19 protein-coding genes and 1 tRNA gene are annotated in these 17,849 nt (G+C 69.5%); 3 read left to right on the plus strand and 17 right to left on the minus strand.

Annotated features, from left to right (window positions below):
• Positions 1–17 precede the first annotated feature (17 nt).
• The 9 genes from ACQY4O_RS16675 to ACQY4O_RS16715 form a co-directional block, all read right to left on the minus strand.
• Complete coding sequence (locus tag ACQY4O_RS16675) at positions 18–1,049, minus strand: LacI family DNA-binding transcriptional regulator (RefSeq protein WP_428377462.1); 1,032 nt, start codon at positions 1,047–1,049, stop codon at positions 18–20.
• A 131-nt stretch (positions 1,050–1,180) separates the two neighbouring features.
• Positions 1,181–3,253 carry an ADP-ribosylglycohydrolase family protein gene (locus ACQY4O_RS16680; protein ID WP_428377463.1) on the minus strand — a complete coding sequence of 691 codons (2,073 nt, stop codon included), beginning with the start codon at positions 3,251–3,253 and terminating at the stop codon, positions 1,181–1,183.
• 3 nt (positions 3,254–3,256) lie between these two features.
• Positions 3,257–3,688 carry a type II toxin-antitoxin system HicB family antitoxin gene (locus tag ACQY4O_RS16685; RefSeq protein WP_428377464.1) on the minus strand — a complete coding sequence of 144 codons (432 nt, stop codon included), beginning with the start codon at positions 3,686–3,688 and terminating at the stop codon, positions 3,257–3,259.
• Between the two features lie 87 nt (positions 3,689–3,775).
• Positions 3,776–3,860: transfer RNA gene (locus ACQY4O_RS16690), tRNA-Leu, on the minus strand.
• Positions 3,861–3,922: 62 nt separating this feature from the next.
• On the minus strand, positions 3,923–4,675 hold the full coding sequence (locus ACQY4O_RS16695; RefSeq protein WP_428377465.1) for a M48 family metallopeptidase: 753 nt from the start codon (positions 4,673–4,675) through the stop codon (positions 3,923–3,925).
• The gene (locus ACQY4O_RS16700) at positions 4,672–5,202 is read right to left on the minus strand and encodes a YcgN family cysteine cluster protein (protein WP_428377466.1); all 531 of its coding nucleotides are present in this window, start codon (positions 5,200–5,202) and stop codon (positions 4,672–4,674) included. Before ACQY4O_RS16700 ends, ACQY4O_RS16695 begins: the two co-directional genes overlap by 4 nt.
• Before the next feature lie 46 nt (positions 5,203–5,248).
• A complete protein-coding gene (locus tag ACQY4O_RS16705) occupies positions 5,249–5,578 on the minus strand; it encodes a hypothetical protein (protein ID WP_428377467.1) in 330 nt (109 codons plus the stop codon).
• A gap of 16 nt (positions 5,579–5,594) precedes the next feature.
• Positions 5,595–6,812, minus strand: a complete 1,218-nt coding sequence (locus ACQY4O_RS16710) for an extracellular solute-binding protein (RefSeq protein WP_428377468.1) — start codon at positions 6,810–6,812, stop codon at positions 5,595–5,597.
• Positions 6,813–6,943: 131 nt separating this feature from the next.
• Positions 6,944–8,077 (minus strand): ATP-binding cassette domain-containing protein, encoded by a 1,134-nt coding sequence (locus ACQY4O_RS16715; RefSeq protein ID WP_428377469.1) that lies wholly within the window; start codon positions 8,075–8,077, stop codon positions 6,944–6,946.
• A gap of 63 nt (positions 8,078–8,140) precedes the next feature.
• On the opposite strand from ACQY4O_RS16715, the gene ACQY4O_RS16720 reads away from it, so the two are divergent.
• Positions 8,141–8,410, plus strand: a complete 270-nt coding sequence (locus tag ACQY4O_RS16720; RefSeq protein ID WP_428377470.1) for a hypothetical protein — start codon at positions 8,141–8,143, stop codon at positions 8,408–8,410.
• Positions 8,411–8,423: 13 nt separating this feature from the next.
• Positions 8,424–8,876: a hypothetical protein gene (locus tag ACQY4O_RS16725; protein ID WP_428377471.1), complete on the plus strand. Its 453-nt coding sequence runs from the start codon at positions 8,424–8,426 to the stop codon at positions 8,874–8,876.
• On the opposite strand, the gene ACQY4O_RS16730 is transcribed toward ACQY4O_RS16725, so the two are convergent.
• Both ACQY4O_RS16730 and fliI read right to left on the minus strand, forming a co-directional pair.
• Positions 8,868–9,290, minus strand: a complete 423-nt coding sequence (locus ACQY4O_RS16730) for a hypothetical protein (RefSeq protein ID WP_428377472.1) — start codon at positions 9,288–9,290, stop codon at positions 8,868–8,870. The two genes, ACQY4O_RS16725 and ACQY4O_RS16730, sit on opposite strands and share 9 nt — an antisense overlap.
• Entirely contained in the window at positions 9,287–10,666 is a 1,380-nt protein-coding gene (gene fliI, locus ACQY4O_RS16735) for a flagellar protein export ATPase FliI (RefSeq protein ID WP_428377473.1), read from the minus strand. The genes ACQY4O_RS16730 and fliI overlap by 4 nt, the downstream gene beginning before the upstream one ends.
• 160 nt (positions 10,667–10,826) lie before the next feature.
• On the opposite strand from fliI, the gene ctrA reads away from it, so the two are divergent.
• Positions 10,827–11,585 (plus strand): response regulator transcription factor CtrA, encoded by a 759-nt coding sequence (ctrA, locus tag ACQY4O_RS16740; protein ID WP_428377474.1) that lies wholly within the window; start codon positions 10,827–10,829, stop codon positions 11,583–11,585.
• Positions 11,586–11,591: 6 nt separating this feature from the next.
• On the opposite strand, the gene ACQY4O_RS16745 is transcribed toward ctrA, so the two are convergent.
• The 6 genes from ACQY4O_RS16745 to flhA form a co-directional block, all read right to left on the minus strand.
• The gene (locus ACQY4O_RS16745) at positions 11,592–12,485 is read right to left on the minus strand and encodes an NAD kinase (RefSeq protein ID WP_428377475.1); all 894 of its coding nucleotides are present in this window, start codon (positions 12,483–12,485) and stop codon (positions 11,592–11,594) included.
• Positions 12,485–13,321, minus strand: a complete 837-nt coding sequence (locus tag ACQY4O_RS16750; RefSeq protein WP_428377476.1) for a carbon-nitrogen hydrolase family protein — start codon at positions 13,319–13,321, stop codon at positions 12,485–12,487. The genes ACQY4O_RS16745 and ACQY4O_RS16750 overlap by 1 nt, the downstream gene beginning before the upstream one ends.
• Positions 13,322–13,391: 70 nt before the next feature.
• Positions 13,392–13,622 carry a NepR family anti-sigma factor gene (locus tag ACQY4O_RS16755; protein WP_428377477.1) on the minus strand — a complete coding sequence of 77 codons (231 nt, stop codon included), beginning with the start codon at positions 13,620–13,622 and terminating at the stop codon, positions 13,392–13,394.
• A gap of 11 nt (positions 13,623–13,633) precedes the next feature.
• The gene (locus ACQY4O_RS16760) at positions 13,634–14,470 is read right to left on the minus strand and encodes a MinD/ParA family protein (protein ID WP_428377478.1); all 837 of its coding nucleotides are present in this window, start codon (positions 14,468–14,470) and stop codon (positions 13,634–13,636) included.
• A 13-nt stretch (positions 14,471–14,483) separates the two neighbouring features.
• Positions 14,484–15,614, minus strand: a complete 1,131-nt coding sequence (locus ACQY4O_RS16765; protein ID WP_428377479.1) for a hypothetical protein — start codon at positions 15,612–15,614, stop codon at positions 14,484–14,486.
• 111 nt (positions 15,615–15,725) lie between these two features.
• Positions 15,726–17,801, minus strand: a complete 2,076-nt coding sequence (gene flhA, locus ACQY4O_RS16770) for a flagellar biosynthesis protein FlhA (RefSeq protein ID WP_428378230.1) — start codon at positions 17,799–17,801, stop codon at positions 15,726–15,728.
• Positions 17,802–17,849: the final 48 nt, after the last annotated feature.

Raw genomic sequence — 17,849 nt, forward strand, 5'->3', positions numbered from 1 at the left:
GCCGATCAGCGCACCGATCAGGTCTGCGGACGCGGGGGCGCCGTGCTGTCGCGCCGGATGAGGCGCGGCGTGGTCATGACCCGCAATCGATCCGGCGGAACGGCGGCCGGGTCGTGGATCAGGTCGAGCAGCAGGTCCACGGCACCGGACGCGAGCGTCGCCGGCCCGATATCGATGGTTGTCAGCGCCGGACGCATCTGCGCGGCCATCCAGATGTCGGTGATGCCGATCACCGACAGGTTGGTGGGCACGGGCACGCCGAGTTCCGACGCCGCCTGCAGTGCGCCGATCGCGAGCAGGTCGTTGGTCGCGAGGATTGCCGTCAGCTCCGGTGCGGCGCGTAGCAGGAGGCAGGCGGCCTTGCGCCCGCCGGCGATACTGTCTTCGGACACCGCCAGACGGTCGGGATGCGGCCAGCTTCCGGCGTCCCGCAAAACTCTGCTCGCGCCGGCAAGCCGGGCAGTCTGATAGACGACGCCATTGCGGCCGCCGACGAGCAGTCCGATCCGGCAATGACCGAGGGACAGCAGATGTTCCGCGGCCAGCTCGCCGGCGCGCACGAAGTCGACGTTGACGCATGGCGTGGTCGGGTAGTCGCTGGCATTTTCCCAGGTCGAGAACACCGTCGGCACGTCATCCGGCAGCATGGCGAGGAGGTCGGCGCCGCCGGTATCGCTGCCGAGCAGGATGAGCCCCCCTGCCAGGCGTCCGGCGACCGCGCGGATATAGGCCGTGTCGAGGACGCCGCCCTGGGCGGCAGCGTTGCAGACGAGCAGGAAATGGCCACGCCGTCGTGCCGCCTGCTCGGCCGCGTGCGCGAATTGCGGGTAGTACGGGTTGAGGATGTCGGTAAAGAACAGCGCGATCGTCGGCGCCCGGCCCTCGGCCAGGGCGCGGGCCACGAGGTTGGGCCGGTAGCCGAGTTGCCGCGCCACCGCCCGGACGCGCTCGGCCGTCCCGGCTCCGACCGAGCCCTTGCCGCGCACGACGTTGGACACGGTAGCTGTGGAGACTCCGGCGAGACGGGCGATTTCGCCAAGCGTCGACAAGATGCACCGTGCCTCGGAGTTAAGCGCTTAACTTGAGGCGGCGAGGCGCGGACTGTCAATCGCCGTTCGGTCGGGACCAGCGGCGGATCAGCGATCTCTCCGGATCGTGAGGATGCGGGCGATGTCCGCGGTCAGCCGGATATCCGGATCGCGTCAGCCGAAACTGCGCCCTCGACACAGCAGAACGCGATCGCACCCTGCGCAAACGCGGCATCCTGCGCCTGCAGTTGCACCTGCTCGTCGGCCGTCCCCAGCAGCACGTCGCCCTGTGCCTGCAGTGCCAGTTCGACCGGCTCGTCCAGCCGCCATCGCAGCGACGCCTCGGCCAGCACCACCCGCGTGTCGTCGAGCACACGCACGAGCCGGATCATCTCGCCCGCTTCGAGCAGCAGCGCATAATACCGGCGCAGGCCCTGCACGCGGACGGCGATGCCGCCCGAACCGAGATTGACTACCAGGCGGGAACTGACCCGGATGTCGCGCCAGTCCCGGGTGCCATAGATCAGCAGCCCGCTGCCCTGCTCCTGCGACAGCCGGTACGTCTCGGGGTAGGGCTCGCCGGCCCAGCTGGTCACCGCGTCCACCCAGGCGCGCCGGTAGAAGGTGCCGGGGATAGCAGGCCGCGTGAGCAGCAGGTCGGGGGCGCCGCTCCAGTCGAGCCACTCGAGCAGCAGGACGGCCGCGTCTGCGCCACGCAGAGCAATGCCGGCCTCGGCGATCGGCCGGCTGCCGAGATCCGGAACCGTCCAGGTCAGGACGCTGCCGCCGGCGCCCACCGCCTCGAAGGCGCCGGTGATGGTCTCGAGCGCATCGCCGGCGCCATAGACGCTCAGCGTCAGCGCCGCCTGAAGACCCGGCGCGTCCGCCGCCGGGAGCGAGACCCGCGCGCGCATGATCTGCCCGGCATTGAGTGTCGGGGATGCCATCAGCTCGTAGGTCCGCATGCGTGCGATATCGGGTGGCACGAAGGTCGGGGTGCAGATCCGGGCGAGCTCGAAGGGAATCTGCGGCCGGTATTCGACCGCAAGGGCGCGCTCGCCGAGGTGGCTGTGCCGCACCCTGGCGGTCGCGGTTGAGCCGAAGGCGGGCGCGAAGCCCTGCACGCTGCCCGGCAGGCTGAAATGGTAGCGTGCGCCCTGCTTCGGCGCCGGAGGCACCGGCTCGCCTGACAGGGTCAGGCCGGCGCGCGCGATCGCGTAGGTCAGGCCGACAGCGTCCGCGATCGCGGCGCCGCCATCGGCGGAGGACAGGTAGAGCCGGTCGGCCACCGGGCCGCGCCAGTCCGGACCGGCATCGATCGCGTCCAGCCCGAGCCTGATGCCGTTCAGGCAGCCGACATTGCCGGCATTGCAATCGGTGTCCCAGCCCGCGCTGTTGGCAACCATCTGGCTGCGCTGGAAATCGTCGCCGCCGTACAGCAGGCTCATGATGATGACCGCGTGGTTCGGCACGACGTGGCAGTTGCCCGGAAAGCAATGGTAGCCGTAGCGCGCCTCGATCCGCCGGAACGTGTCCTCCCAGCGCGGATGCTCTGCGTGCCAGCCGCGAATATCCCGCACAACCGTGGCGATGAGACAATCCGGCGGCAGATGCGAAAGTCCGGCATCGAGCAGGCGGTCGATGTCGCGCTCGACGAAGGCGAGGGCTTCCATAACGGCCAGCAGGACGGCCGCATGCACCGCCTCGCCATCGTGGCTGACGCGCGCCGCCTCGCCGGCAAGCCGTGCCGCCTGCGCCGGATTGCCCGGGCTGACCATGGCCCAGCCATCGATGAAGATCTGCGCGCCGATCTGCTCGGCAACGGTGCGGCCGTTCATCGCGATCGAGCCGCTGCGCGGCGCCTCGATGCCGGATTTGAGGCGCAGGTAGGCGGTATGTTCGGTGGAGTTGCCGTACCCGCCCCACCAGAGGATCGAGCGCCGCTCCACCAGATAGTTGAGCCAGCTATTGCCGATCTGCCGCGATCCCAGATTGCGGTCGTAGCCGTGATCCTCGAGCGCGCGCAGGAACACGAAGGTGCCGGCGATGTCGTCGTCGGTGACCACCAGCGGGACACCTAGCCGGTCATGCACATAGTACTCGATGGGGCCCAGCGTCCGCAGGATACGGTCCCGGGTCCATCCCTCGAACGGGCGGCCGAGATACACGCCGATCAGCTTGCCGAGCACACCGGCATAGACACGGGTCAGATAGTCAGGCGGCACAACCTAGGTGTCGCTGCCAAGGACGTTGTCCCTGGTGAGCCTGGAGATGGGTGGCTTGCCTGCAAGTGCGGCCCGTGCCGCGTCCGCCAGAAAGCGCGAGCGATTGGGACTGACCCGATCAATCTCCGCAATCAGGTCCTTCGGCAGCGTGATGTTGACCCGAATTGCCGATGAGACGCGCACCGGCGCCTCGATGAGAACCGCGACTGTGCCCTCGTTAATCGGATCCCGCATCACGGTCTCCAGGGCAGAGGGATTGGGGATCTCGTCACCATCATCGACGAGCCCCTGGATGTGCAGCGCGAGGGCATCGCGCGCCATGCGACGTGCATCGTCCAGGTCGGTCCCTGCAGTGACGCAACCCGGAAGGTCGGGGAACTCGACGCCGTAGTCACTGGTCGGGTCCTTGCGGATCAGGGCGATGTAGCTGGTCATCGGCTCACCTCAGTTTCACCCCGGCCTGCTTATCTCCAAAATTCGCGTGCGAATTTCGGAGGTAGGGAACGAGGTTATTGTTTTCGTTGGTGCCCGCCGCCGGACTTGAACCGGCACGCCCTTCGGACTGCGGATTTTAAGTCCGCTGCGTCTACCATTCCGCCAGGCGGGCATTCAGCATGGGTGGACAGTCCCAATACATCACAAGCAGGGCATGACCGATCGGGTCATGCCTCAGCCCATCCGCAGCAGCGCCGCGCCATGCAGGCGCAGCCATGCCTCCGCGCGCGCGCGGTACGGAGTCAACGTTGCCACCAGAGCCCAGAAGTGCGGGCTGTGGTCGAGATGGCGCAGATGCGCCAGCTCGTGCGCCACCACATAATGCTGGATCTCGGGGGGCGCCATCACCAGGCGCCAGCTGAACATCACGACCGCATCGGACGAGCAGCTGCCCCACCGGCTGCTGGTGTCCTTGATGGCCAGCCGCCTTGGCCGCAGCGGACCGCCACCGGTATCCGACGTCTCGGCGATCTGCCGGACCAGGGTGCCGAGCACGTCCCGCGCCTCGCCGCGCAGGAAGTCCAGCACCCGGCGCTGCAGGAAGGCCCGGTCGCCGCTGACCCGGATTTCGCCGGCCTCCACCCAGACGCCGCGACGCGCCTGAGGATGATGGCGGATGACGTGCGGCACGCCGCTCAGCGAGACCGCCGCCTCGGCGTCGAAGGCGATGTGGCCGGGCAATGCCGCGAGCTTGCCGGTGATCCAGGTCGAGTGCGCGTGCAGCAGGGCAAGGCCGGCCTCGCGGCTGGTGCGCGGCGGCAGTGTCACCACCACCATTCCGGCGCGCGGATCGATCCGCAGCGAGACCCGTCGCGCCTGCCGCGACCGTTGCCAGCGTATCGGCGTCTCGCCGCCGGCGAGCAGCAGCATCTCGGGCGGCGGCGGCATCCCGGTGCGCTTCAGCCGGCGAGCCGCGACGCGGGTCATGCTCCCGGCCCGGTGACCCGTTTGCGCAGCTTTCGCAAGGTTGGCGGCGTCGACGGGGTGGCGGGCTTGCCGATGGCGCGCGGCGCCCGTCCCGGCCAGTCCACCACATGATGCTCCAGCGGTCCGGCCTCGCGCTCGCCAATGATGCGGCCGCGTGCGGAGATCCCGGCTTCATGCACGGTCTCCGGCCGGCCGGACACGAGCGGGTGCCACCAGGCGAGGTCGCGGCCTTCCTGCAGGCGGCGGTAGCCACAGGAGGGCGGCAGCCAGTCGATCTCGGGCAGCGTCCGCGGCGTGAGGCGCACGCAGTCCGGCACCTTGCGCTGACGCCGCGCATAGTCGACGCAGATGCAGGTTTCCGTGTCGAGCAGCCGGCAGGCCACGTTGGTGAAGATCACCTCTTCGGTGTCCTCGTCGCGCAGCTTGTGCAGGCAGCAGCGGCCGCAGCCGTCGCACAAAGACTCCCACTCGGCCGTGGTCATCTCGTCGAGGCGCTTGCTCTTCCAGAAGGGCTTTGGCTCGGGCATCTGCGGGCAGGATAGGGCGACCGCAGCGCGGCTGGAAGAATGCAGGCTAGCCTCTCGCAAGAAATGCGGCGGCCGCAAGCAGCAGGGCCAGAAGCAGGCTCGCGGCCAGTCCCGGACCGAGCTGCGGGAGCCAGATCCAGCGCAGGCGGTCGAACCGGCCGGCGCCGAGGCCGGTGGCGGCGCGCGCCTGGCCGGCCTGCACCTGCCGGAGCGCGGCCAGGATCGGCGTGACCAGGATCGGCAGCGCCAGCGCCGCACGCCAGAGCCGCAACCCGAGGCGTCCCGGCGGATGGCCGAGCAACGCCGGGAGCAGGGAGGCGGTGATCGCGCCAGGCAGCATCAGCGCGATGGCGGCGACGACCGGCCAGCCCTTCAAGGCGTGACGCCCGGGCTCACTTCGAGCCGATCCAGGCCTCGAACCGGCTCCGCAGCGGCTCCAGCCGCGACGCCCAGAAATCCTCGTCGAGCATCAGCGTGTCGTCGCGATGGGTGGAGCCGGACGGCGCGTCGGCCGACCCTGGCGATGCGGTGGCTGGCGTCGTGGCTGGCGTTATCTGGGCAAGGTAGGCTGCCGAGAAGGCCTGCTTCTGGTCCGGCTGCTGGATGAAGGCGAGCAGCTGCCGGGCCGCCGCCCGCGCCACCGGGGTCGCCGTGCGGGTGATGCCCCAGTCCAGCACGTCGCCGAGGCTCTGGGCCCACTGGGTGCCGAAGCGGTGGTTGCCGACGCGGTCGGCGGTGGCGATCTCGCCACTCGGCGCGCTGGTCATCAGCACCGCGCCGCTCTCGATGATCTGCACCGCCTCGGCCGGGGTCTGCCACCAGACGATATAGGGCTTGAGCTGGTCCAGCTTGCGAAAGGCGCGGTTGATCCCGTCCGGGGTCTGCAAGGTCCGATAGACATCGTCCGGGGCGACGCCATCGGCCATCAGCGCGATCTCCAGCGTGCCGCGCGGATCGCGTTTCAGCCCGCGCTTGCCGGGCCGGCGCGCGACATCCCAGAAATCCGCCCAGGTGGGCACCAGATCGACCCGGCTCTTGTCCCAGGCGAGCACGATGCTCTCGCGCCAGGCGGCGACACCACATCCGACGCCGGGACTGTCCGGAGCGGGCGGCCCGGCGCCCGCCTGTTGTGCGCCAGTCTGTTGCGCACCAGTCTGTTGCGCACCGGCTTGCTGCGGGTCCGGGATGAACAGGCCCTGCCGGCAGGCCACGCGCAGCGGCGCAGCCTCCATCAGCACGAGGTCCCAGCCATCCTCGCCGGCGGTCGCGCGCTTCTGCAGGGTGGACAGGCTGCCGTCCCACCCCTGGACGTGCAGGCTGGCGCCGGTCTGGTCGGTGAAGGGCTTGAACAGGGCGGCCTGCTGGGCGTCCTGAAGGCCGCCGCCCAGGGTTGCGACCTGCAACGGCGGTGCATGCACGGAGGGCTCGTGCGGGCCTGGTCTCCTGGACGCGCCCGGCGGCGGCTGATTCTGCGGCGCCGCCGCGCTTTCCGCATGCTCCTGGCCGTGCGCAGGCTTCGAGGTCTGCGCTTCGGCCGCGCCGACCAGCAGGCCGAGCAGGAGCCCCAGCGCGAGGGCGGGCAGGCATGGCGAGCTGTTCGCTGGGATCATCTCTCGGAGGTCGCGACGGCAGCGCTCAGGACGTGAACTCTCTCTCGGCGAGGCAAGCGGGATGCCGCGGCTTAGTCCTTAGAGCAATATCCGACATGCTGAAACAGGCCGGCAGCGGTGGCTTTGCGGCCCTACCGGTCCGGTGCCGGGAATGCGATCGCATGCGCCGCCTGCCATGCGAGCTCGGCCGGCCGGTCGCGCTTGAGCTGTGTGGTGGGCTGCGCGGCCGGGCGATGCACCAGCAACTCGCCGCCTCCGACCAGCCTAAACCGGAGCCGCAGATGGTCGCCCAGATGCGCCATCTCGACCAGGCTGGCCGGCAGCGCGTCCGTGGCGAGCGCACCGTCCCCCGGCACGGCCGACGCGGCCGCCATGAAAGCGACAGCAACCCGTTCCGGCCGGACGCAGACGACGCAGAGCATGCCTGCAGTCAGACCATCGGCTGCCATCGCCTCCACCGTGGGACCGGCACTCAGCCGCACCCGGGCGATGTCGTCCTCGATGTCCTCGACGTGCCCGGTGAGGCTGTTGGCGCGCCCGAACACGGTCGCGACCTGCTCGTCCATCGGCCGATCGAGCAGCTCCGAGGCCGTGCCGACCTGAAGCAGCCGGCCCTGCTCGAGAATACCGATGCGGCCGCCCATCGCCAGCGCCTCCTCGCGGTCGCGGGTGGCGATCAGCAGCGCGAGGCCGCGTGCGGCGGCGAGCCGGCGCAGCAGCGGGTGCATCTCGCGACGCGTGGCCGGATCGAGCAGCGCGAGCGGGTCATCCAGCAGGAGCACCGCCGGATCGGCGGCCAGCGCACGCGCGATCGCGGTCCGGATTGCCTGCGCCGCAGCCAGGCGACCCGGCTTGAGATCAGCCTCTGCCTCGAGGCCGAGCAGAGCGAGCAGCTGGTCGACGCGGTGACCGCGCGCCGGCTCCGGCACCCGGCGTGCCGCGAGCGGGAAGGCGATGTTCCGCCGCACGCTGAGGTGCGCGAAGAGCGGGTCGCGGGCGGAGACGAGGCCGATACGGCGATAGCCGGCGGCCGAGGCGGTGACATCCAGGTCGCCGACGAGCACATGCCCGGCGGCGGCCGTGGCCTGGCCGGCCAGGGTATCGAGCAGATCGGAGGCCCTGCTGTCGCGCAGGCCCAGCACCGTCATGCTCTCGCCGGCGCCGACGGTCAGCGAGAGCGTGCCGTCGCGCGGGGCTTGCGGGGCGGCGTCCGGGGCGGATTTCAGCCGCAGATCCCGCACCTCCAGGCCCCCGGCCAGCCTCATCGCACAGGTGCAACTTGTCTAATTGCAACACGTTCGACCGGTGCATTCATCAGGGGGCTCACCATGGCTGTTTCCGACAAGGTCAAAGACGCTGCGCAGGATACCCAGGAACAGCTGCAGTCCCTACGTGCCCAGGTCGAGCAGCTGCTGAACGAGCGGGTGACGCCGGCCCTGGCCGATGCCGCCGGCAAGGCTGAGTCCGCGGTGACCAGCGCGCGCGACCTGACCAACACCCAGGTGAGGAACGTCTCCGAGCAGGTTCGTGGCCAGCCCCTGATCGCGATCGCAATCTCGGCCGTGGTCGGCTACTTCCTCGGCCGCATCGCGCGCTGAACCGGCACCGGGCATGAAGGTTGTCGAGCTCGCCAAGACCGCCGCGGCCTCGGAAGGGCTGCTCCTGCAGAGGACCGCGTTGCGCTTTGCGCGGCGTGCCGCCTTTCTCGTCGTTGCGGCGGCATTCGGCTTCTTTGCGCTGATCTCGGTCCATGTGGTGCTCTGGACCCTCTGCGAGGGACCCTGGCATACCGGCAAGGTATGGGCATCGGTGATCATGCTTGGCGCCGACGTCGTGTTCGCCTTGGTGTTCGTGCTGCTGGGCCGAGGCAAGCTGCCCGACCCGGTCGAGGTGGAGGCCAGGATCACCAGGGACCGCTCGCTGCACGATCTGCGCAACGCGGTTGCCCTGACGGCGGTCACCGGGACCATCATGGGTCCCGCCGGGCGCTATGCCGGCCGTGGCGCGATCGGTGCGGTGCGCGGCCTGCTCCGTCGCCGGAAGGTCCGCAAGCCCTTAAGATGACCTGGGCTGCAGGGCGAGATCGTCGAACTCCCGTTGCAGCCTGAGGCCGGCCTCCAGGTCCAAGGCAACGCTGCGTTTCTCTATCAAGGTCTCGACCGAGCGGTGCGCCGCCCGGGACAAGGTGAGCACGGCGCGTGCGTGGTCGACCGTGGCGTTCGCCGCCTGCTGGGTGGCGAGTGCGGCCGCGATGGCCCTGCGTCCGACCGGCAGCCAGCGTGCGAACGCATCGACCCGCGCGTCATCCTCGGCTGGACTGAGCGCCGCGGCGGTCTCACGCGCCAGCGCGGCTTCCTCGTCGGCGAGCCGGAGCCCGGCTGCGTGTTCACGCGCCAGCGCGTGGGCCACATGCTGCTTCGCCTCGTCGAGCGCCGTCGCCCGGATGCGCAGGAGGGTGGTAAGCGGATCGCGGCTCATGCGGCTTGCCCTACGGCGAGCGACTGCTCGAGGCGGTGGAAGCATTCATCGAGGCCGGTGGCATCGTTGCGATCCTGCCGCAACAGGCTCTCGAACCGTGGCGCGAGCAGCACGGCTTCGTCGACCGCGGGATCGCTGCCGGAGCGATAGGCGCCGAGGCGCACCATGTCGGCCATGTCGGCATACAGAGCGAGCACCTGCCTCGCCTTGCGGGTCAGCTGGTTCTCGCGGGCATCGTTGCAGCCGGGCACCGCGCGTGACAGCGAACGCAGCACGTCGACTGCAGGATAGCGGCCGGTTTCGCCGATCTTGCGGTCGAGCACGACATGTCCGTCGAGGATGCCACGCACCGCGTCCGCAACCGGTTCGTTGTGGTCGTCGCCTTCCACCAGGACCGTGAACAAGGCGGTGATATGGCCCGCAGTGCCATCCGGCAGGATCGGTCCGGGACCGGCGCGCTCGAGCAGTCGCGGCAACTCGGCAAATACGCTGGGCGGGTAGCCACGTGTCGCGGGCGGTTCGCCGGCGGACAGGCCGATCTCGCGCAGCGCCAGGCAGAACCGGGTCACGCTGTCCATCAGCAGCAGCACCGACTTGCCCTGGTCGCGGAAATGCTCGGCGATGGTCATGGCCGAGTAGGCGGCCTCGCGGCGCATCAGCGGCGGCGTGTCCGAGGTCGCGATGACCACGACCGACCGCGCCAGGCCGTCCGGACCGAGATCGTCCTCGATGAACTCGCGTACTTCGCGGCCACGTTCGCCGACCAGCGAGATGATGGTGACATCGCATTTGGTCTGGCGCGCCAGCATCGACAGCAATGTCGACTTGCCGACGCCCGACCCCGCGAACAACCCGAGCCGCTGCCCGGTGCGGCAGGTGGTGAACAGGTTCATCACCCGCACGCCGAGGTCGATCCGTGGTCCGAGACGGGCACGCTGGGTGGCTTCGGGAGGGCCAGCCCGCACCGGGCGCGAGACGGGCCCGACCGGAAGGCGTCCCTTGCCGTCCATCGGCCGCCCCAGCGGGTCCATCACGCGGCCAAGCCAGGCGTCGGTGGGCGCGAGGCGGCCCGGCAAGGACGCTGCGCCGATGCCGTAGGTGGCACTGCTGCCCGGGCCGATACCGTCCAGCGAAGCGTAGGCCATCGCACGGGCGAGGCCGCTCTTGAACCCGATGATTTCAGCTGGAACCGCCTCACAAGCGCGCCCCCGCAGCAGGATGCGGTCGCCGACGGCGACATGCCGGTCCAGGCCCGACAGTTCAACCGCAAGTCCGCTGATTCCTGAGACCTGGCCGGAAACCTGGCAGGCCGGCACCTCCGCAAGAGAGGCGCGGACGCCTTCGAGGCGGGCTTCCAGGTCATTCGGCGCAGACACGGCACTTCTCCCGGGCTCGGCAGTCGTCTCCTTTTGAATACCGCCTACTTGGTTAATTTTTGATTATCGAAAGATTTTAGACGCGGTTTCACGTTTCTCTATCGACATAATGCAACCTAAGGTGGTAATTAATGGTCAACGAAAACCGATGGTGGTGACAATGCGTGTGCTTCTGGTTGAGGACGACGTGACGGCTGCGCGTGGGATCTCCTCGGTGCTCAAGAGCGCGGGCTTCACGGTCGATCATACGGACCTGGGCCATGAGGCGCTCGACATGGTCCGGCGCTATGACTACGACCTGATCCTGCTCGACCTGATGCTGCAGGATGCCGACGGCTACGAGGTGGTCCGCCGCATGCGCGCCGCCCGCCTCGCCACGCCGGTGATCGTGCTCTCGGCGCTGTGCCGCCCGCAGGCCAAGGTGCGGGCGTTCGCGGTCGGCGCCGACGACTTCATCACCAAGCCGTTCGACCAGTCCGAACTCGTCGCTCGCATGCAGGCGATCCTGCGTCGCAGCAAGGGCTACAGCGAGCCCACCCTGCGCGTGGGCAGCCTGCAGCTCAACCTCGACAGCCGCGACGTCTCGGTGAACGGCACCCAGGTCCACCTCACCGGCAAGGAATACGCCATCCTCGAACTGCTGGTACTGCGTAAGGGCATGGTGCTCACCAAGGATGCCTTCCTCAACCACCTCTATGGCGGCCTCGACGAGCCGGAAATGAAGATCATCGACGTCTTCGTCTGCAAGCTCCGCAAGAAACTCCAGCTCGCCGGCGGTGCGGCCAACCTGATCAGCACGGTCTGGGGACGCGGCTACATGCTGCGTGACGAGGAGATGCGGGCGGACGCCACGCCGCAGGTCACTGGCCGGCCGGTTCTGGCGGCACCGCCCGCGATGCAGGTGCTTTCGGCCGCGTGACTGCCTTCAGACCGTGAACTGCTCGACGATGATCCGCTCGGACAGGCTCTGGTCCGGATCGAATAGCACGGTCGTCTTGAGGCTGCGATCCTCGCTGACGGCGACCGACGCCACGTCGCGGACTTCGGTGAAGTCCGCGACGGCTGCAACCGGGCGTTTGTCGTTCTCCAGGATATGGAACTCGACATCCGCGGAGCTCGGCAGCAGCGCACCACGCCAGCGTCGTGGCCGGAAGGCGCTGATCGGTGTCAGCGGCAGCAGATTGGCGGACAACGGCACGATCGGCCCGTGCGCCGAGAGGTTGTAGGCGGTCGATCCGGCCGGGGTCGACACCAGGATGCCGTCGCAGACCAGCTCCGGCAGGCGCACCCGGCCATCGACCTGGATCCGGACCTTGGCCGCCTGCCTGGTCTGCCGGAACAGGAACACGTCGTTCAGGGCCAGCGCCTCCTCGACCAGGCCGGACTGGGTGACGGCGTGCATGCGCAGCGGATGCAGCACCGCCCCCTGTGACCGCACCAGCCGGCCGGGCAGGTCGTCCTCGACCAGCGGGTTCATCAGGAACCCGACAGAGCCGCAATTGATCCCGTAAACAGGTGTTCCAGCGAGCAGGACGGTGTGCAGCGTCTCGAGCATGAACCCGTCGCCGCCCAGGCAGACGACGACCTCCGCCTCCGCGACCGGGACGTTGCCGTAGCGCTGCGCGAAGCGCTGCAGGGTGTCCGTTGCCATCTCGTTGTCGGCCGCCACGAAGGCTATCCGTTGCAGGACCGTTCCCGCAGGCCAGACGGCGTTGCCCTGTGGGTCGGCGCCGGTGTTCTCGCGAATGGCCGCGCGCTCGTCGAACTCGGCCAGCAGCGCGTCATCGAGCGCATCGTCACCGGGGGGTGCTGCCTCCATCAGGCGAGCCGCCGATGGTCCAGGACCGGGATGCCGGCGCGCACGCTTGCGGTCCGGGCCGCAACGAGCGTGCCGGTCGCCCATCCCGGGCCGTCCGCGGCCTGGGCCACGACGGTTCCCCACGGGTCGATCAGCATTGAATGCCCGTATGTCATCCTTGGCGCGCCGGTCGCGTCGAGATGCCGGCCGCAGGTCGCAGACGCCGCAAGCCAGCATTGTGTCTCGATCGCCCTGGCGCGCAGCAGGGTCTTCCAGTGCGCGGCTCCGGTCTCGGCGGTGAACGCGGCGGGCAGGATGATGAGCTCGGCGCCCTCCCGGCGTAACCGCAGGAAAAGCTCGCCGAAGCGCAAATCGTAGCAGATGGCGAGGCCCGCCCGCACCGAGCCGACCTGAACCGTTATGACCGCGTCACCCGGCCGGTACGTGTCGCTCTCGCGATAGCCCTCGCCGCTCGGGGTCACGACGTCGAACAGGTGGATCTTGCGATAACGGGCCAGTTCGCGGCCGTCCGGCCCGAAGACGAGGCTGGTGTTGCTGATGCGCTCGCCGGATCGCTCGCCGATCGATCCGGCGTGCAAGGTGCTCCCGGTCTCGCGAGCCAGCGCCTGCATGGCGCGATAGGCTGGCCCACCGGGGCTCCCGGTACGCGGATCGGGGAGGTCCTCTGCCGCCTGGAACTTGATCGCCTGGGTGCCCCCGAGGCAGCTCCACATCTCCGGCAGGACGACAAGATCGGGTCTGTCTGCCTCTGCGGCTGCCCTGATCAGACGGCTGGCCTCGGCGATGTTCTGGTCCTTGTCGCTGGTGGGCGACATCTGGATGACGCTGATTCGCAAGCGACGGCTCTCCGGTCAGAGGCTTGCCGAGGCAGGTTCCAGGCTTTGCCCGGAGCGACCTCGCGTCCCGTCAGGACCGGGCCGGATCAGGCTCCTGCGCCTGCGCGATCAAGCGCAGCAGTTCATCCGGGACCGGCTCGCACAGCGTCCTGTCATACAGTCGCTGCAGGTCGGACTGCAACCAGCCCTCGAACAACGAGGACGCTCTCCGGGACGCACAGGGGCTGAGGGACGAATTATTCATGACAATACCGGAGCGTTCGGGAGGCGGGGAAGGTTGCATGCGCCGCAGCATCGGCATGCGAAGGCATCTTAGCCACGCTGGTGACGCAGGGCGGAGGCGAGACGACCCATGTCGGTCGCGGCGGCCGTATTGGGGTAGCGCGTCAGCAAGGGCGTCTGCCGACGGATTGCGTCGCGCACCGTCGGGTCGCGGCGGATGATCCCGGCCAGCGGCGGCGTGCGGCCAAGGAAGTTGGCGCAGGCCCGTGCCAGGGTTGCATAGGTCTTCTCGCCGCCGATCACGGTGGCCGCCTGATTGACCACGATCCGAGCATCCATCTCCACGGTGCTGTCGCCATGCATGGTCTGTCGGTCCCTGGCATGCAGCTTCAGGACGGCATAGGCGTCGGTCAGGGCCGTTGGCTCGTCCGTTGTCACAACCAGCAGCGTATCGGCCCAGGCCGCCAGCCGGCGTGTGGTGCGGTCGATCCCGGCCCCGAGATCGAGCACGATGGTGTCGTAGGCGGCGAGGCCGCGCAGGGCTGCCAGCATGGTGTCGAGATCCGGCACCGACAATCCCGACAGCACCGGGGTGCCGGAGCGGCCTGGCAGGATGCCGAAGCGCCCGGTCGCCGCCGCGTCGCCTGCGGCCGCGAACTCGAAAACCGCCCTGGCCAGGATGACGCGCCCGGCGGCAACATCGGAAAGATCGTATTCGGGAACGAAGCCCAGCTGAATATCGACGTTCGCCAGGCCGAAATCGCCGTCGAACAGCAGCACCCGGTGGCCGCGCATGGCCAGGCACTGGGCCAGCGTGATCGAGAGCCAGGTCTTGCCGACGCCACCTTTGCCGGATGCGACCGCGATGACCCGCCCGGCCGCGATCGCGGCGTCGGGCTCGAGCGTGGCCGCTGCGTCTCGGATCATGAGCTCGTCGTCCTCAACTGCGCGGCGTGTTGCGGCGCTGGGCCGCGATGTGAAGCGGCAGGGCAGCATGCACCAGGACACGGGTCGCCTCGGGCTCGGCGCCCGGGGGTACGGCGCGCGGCATGGCGGAGGGCGTCGCCGGTCCGCCGCGCCGCAGCCGTTCCGCCAGGAAGGCGGGCGTCACACGCGCCAGCCCGTCGGCGGCGGAACTGCTGATCCCGGCTTCGGCGAGAGGAATGCCGGTGACGGCGCAGGCGGACAGGATGCCGCCGAGACGACGCGACACGTCGGTTCGTGTGGCGATCAAGGCTCTCGCATCGAAGGCGGCATGCACGGCCGCAATGTCCTGCGCCTCGCCCGGATCGAGCCCGCAGGGCAGCACCAGCGCCAGGGTCGCACCGGACGCCTCCAGCAATGATCGCAGATCGGCAGCCTGCTGCGGATCGCCCGGATCGAGCCCCGGCGCATCGATCAGCACCGGCTGGCCCGGGTCCCGGCGCTCGAGCGCGCGCGCGAGGATCTTCGGCGCACCGGCGGCAACCAGCGTCAGGCCGAGCAGGCGCGTGAAGGCGGCAAGCTGCTCGACGGCACCGGCGCGCTCGCCGTCCGCCGTGATGACCAGCGGTCGCTGCCCAGCCAGCACGAGACGGGTCGCAAGGCGTGCCGTGGTCAAGGTCTTGCCGCCGCCGGCCGGTCCGGCCAGCAGCAGCGGTGCGTCATGCGCGCCCAGGGGCAGTTGCGTGAAACGGAACACGCGCGCGCACTGCGTATCGAGCTGTCCCTCGCAGAGGATAGCGGCGAGACTGGCCGGCACGCCATGCCACGCCAGTGCCGCGGCGAGAGCCGCGGCCGGCGTGCTGGCCCGCCGCGCGACGGGTCCGGGCGGCGGGACGGTCGGCAATCCGTTGGTCGGCTGGCGCGCACGGATGATGCCGGGGCTGAACGGCTCGAGGTCATGCAGGCCGGGCGGTGGCAGCGCGCGGGCGCGCAGCCTCGGTGCCTCGTCGGTTTCGAGGGCCGCCGTCACCTCCACCTGTCCGTCGCGGCTGCGGTCCGACAGGATCAACGCATCCGGTCCGAGTTCGGCGCGTATCTGCGACATCGCCGCAGCCAGCGTCGCGCCGCGGAAGATCCTGACCCGCATGGCCTCAGGCCCCGCCTTGGCTAGGCAGGGGGGCTTGGCGAGGCAGGGGGGCTTGGCCAGGCAGGGGGACCTGGCTAGACCGGGCGAGCCGGCCGCGGGCTGCAACAGTCATCAGATCGTGCTCACGGTGCGGATCCGCGCGCGCGCCGAGATCTCGGCCTGCGACAGCACCGCCGTCGCCGGTCGCAGGCGCTCGATGATGGCGCGCATCGGCGCCCGCAGCGTCGAATTGACCAGGATCACCGGCTGTTCGCCGGTTGCCACCGCGCCGTCCAGGGCCGCCCGCAGCCGCACGATGAAATCGTTGAGCCGGCTCGGCGCCATCGCCAGCTGGCGATCCTCGGGGGGCCCGACCAGGCTGTCGAGGAAGGCACCCTCCCATTCCGGACCGAGTGTCACCAGCGGGATGTAGCCGGACGGTCCGACATGCGCCTCGCTGATCTGCCGCCCCAGCCGCATCCGCACGTGACCGGTGATCAGCGGCACCGCGCGAAGGCCGGCGCCACAGGCCTCCTGCACGCCTTCGAGAATGGTCGGCAGGTCGCGGATCGACACCTTCTCCGCCAGCAGCGCCTGCAGGACGCGCTGGATCGCGCCGGTCGAGATCTGCGACGGGATCAGGTCGGCGACCAGTTTCTGCTGCTCGCGCGGCAGCTCGTCGAGCAGCTTCTGCGTCTCCGCGTATGACAGCAGCTCCGCCATCGTCTCGCGCACGACCTCGGTCAGGTGGGTGCTGAGCACGCTCGCCGGATCGACCACCGTGCAGCCGCGGAAGATCGCCTCCTCGCGGGTCGAGGTCTCGATCCACAGCGCCGGCAGCCCGAAGGCGGGCTCGGTCGTGCGCTCGCCGGGCAGGTCCGGGACACCTCCCTTCGGGTGCATCACCAGCAGCCGGGTCGGCCGCAGCTCGCCGCGGCCGGCTTCGATCTCCTTGATGCGGATCGAGTAGCTCTCCGCGCCCAGCTGCACGTTGTCCTGGATGCGGACCGGCGGCAGGATGAAGCCCATCTCCTGGGCGATGGTCCGCCGCAGCGCCTTGATCTGCTCGGTCAGGCGGGGCGTCTCGCCACCGGCCAGCGGCAGCAGACCGTAGCCCAGCTCGAGGCGGATCATGTCGATGCGCATGGCATCGGTGATCGGCGGCTCGGCCGGCGAATGCGAGACGATCGATGCCGCCGCTTCCTCGGTCGGCACCGTCAGCGGGTTCTTGTGGCGTATCCAGGCAGCGCCGCCCGCCAGCGCGCCGAGGGCGAGAAACGGCAGCGCGGGCAGGCCGGGCATCAGGGCCAGCACCAAGGCGGCGCCGGACGCGAGCGCCATCGGCTTCGGGTTGCCGCCGAGCTGCCGCATCAGCGCGACATCGGCCGCACCCTCGGTGCCGCCCTTGGTGACGACGATACCGGACGCGGTCGAGACCAGCAGCGCCGGGATCTGCGACACCAGCCCGTCGCCGACGGTGAGCGTGGTGAAGGTCGCGGCGGCGTCGGAGAACGCCATGCCATGCCGGATCAGGCCGATCGCGAGGCCGCCGATGATATTGATGACCGTGATCATCAGGCTGGCGATGGCATCGCCGCGAACGAACTTCGCAGCACCGTCCATGGCGCCATAGAAGCCGCTCTCTTCCTCGAGCTCACGCCGGCGGACGCGCGCGACCTTCTCGGTGATCGCGCCCGCGGACAGCTCGCTGTCGATGGCCATCTGCTTGCCGGGCATGGCGTCGAGGCTGAAGCGGGCCGCGACCTCGGCGATGCGTCCCGAGCCCTTGGTGATGACCATGAAGTTCACCACCAGCAGGATGGAGAACAGGATCAACCCGATGACGACGTCGCCGCCCATCAGGAAGCCGCCGAAGGCCGCTACGACATGCCCGGCGGCAAGCGGGCCCTCGTGCCCGTGGCTGAGGATCAGGCGGGTGGTCGCGACGTCCAGCGAGAGGCGGAGCAGGGTGGTCAGCAGCAGCAAGGTCGGGAACGAGGTGAAATCCAGCGGCCGCTTGAGGAACAGCGCGACCATCAGCACCAGAACCGACACGGTGACCGACAGCGCCAGCCCGAGATCGAGGATGATGGTCGGCAGTGGCAATACCAGCACGGACAGGAGTGCCACCACGCCGAGCGCCAGCCCGACATCGCTGCCCGGCGCAAAGCGGCGGACCTGCGGACCCAGGCCGACGCGGTCGAGCAATCCGGTGAGGCCGCCGGACTTGCCGCCGGATCCGACGGGCGCTGCGAG

The organism is Lichenicoccus sp. (genome assembly GCF_965277665.1).
In the GTDB taxonomy this organism is placed as follows: Bacteria; Pseudomonadota; Alphaproteobacteria; order Acetobacterales; family Acetobacteraceae; genus Lichenicoccus.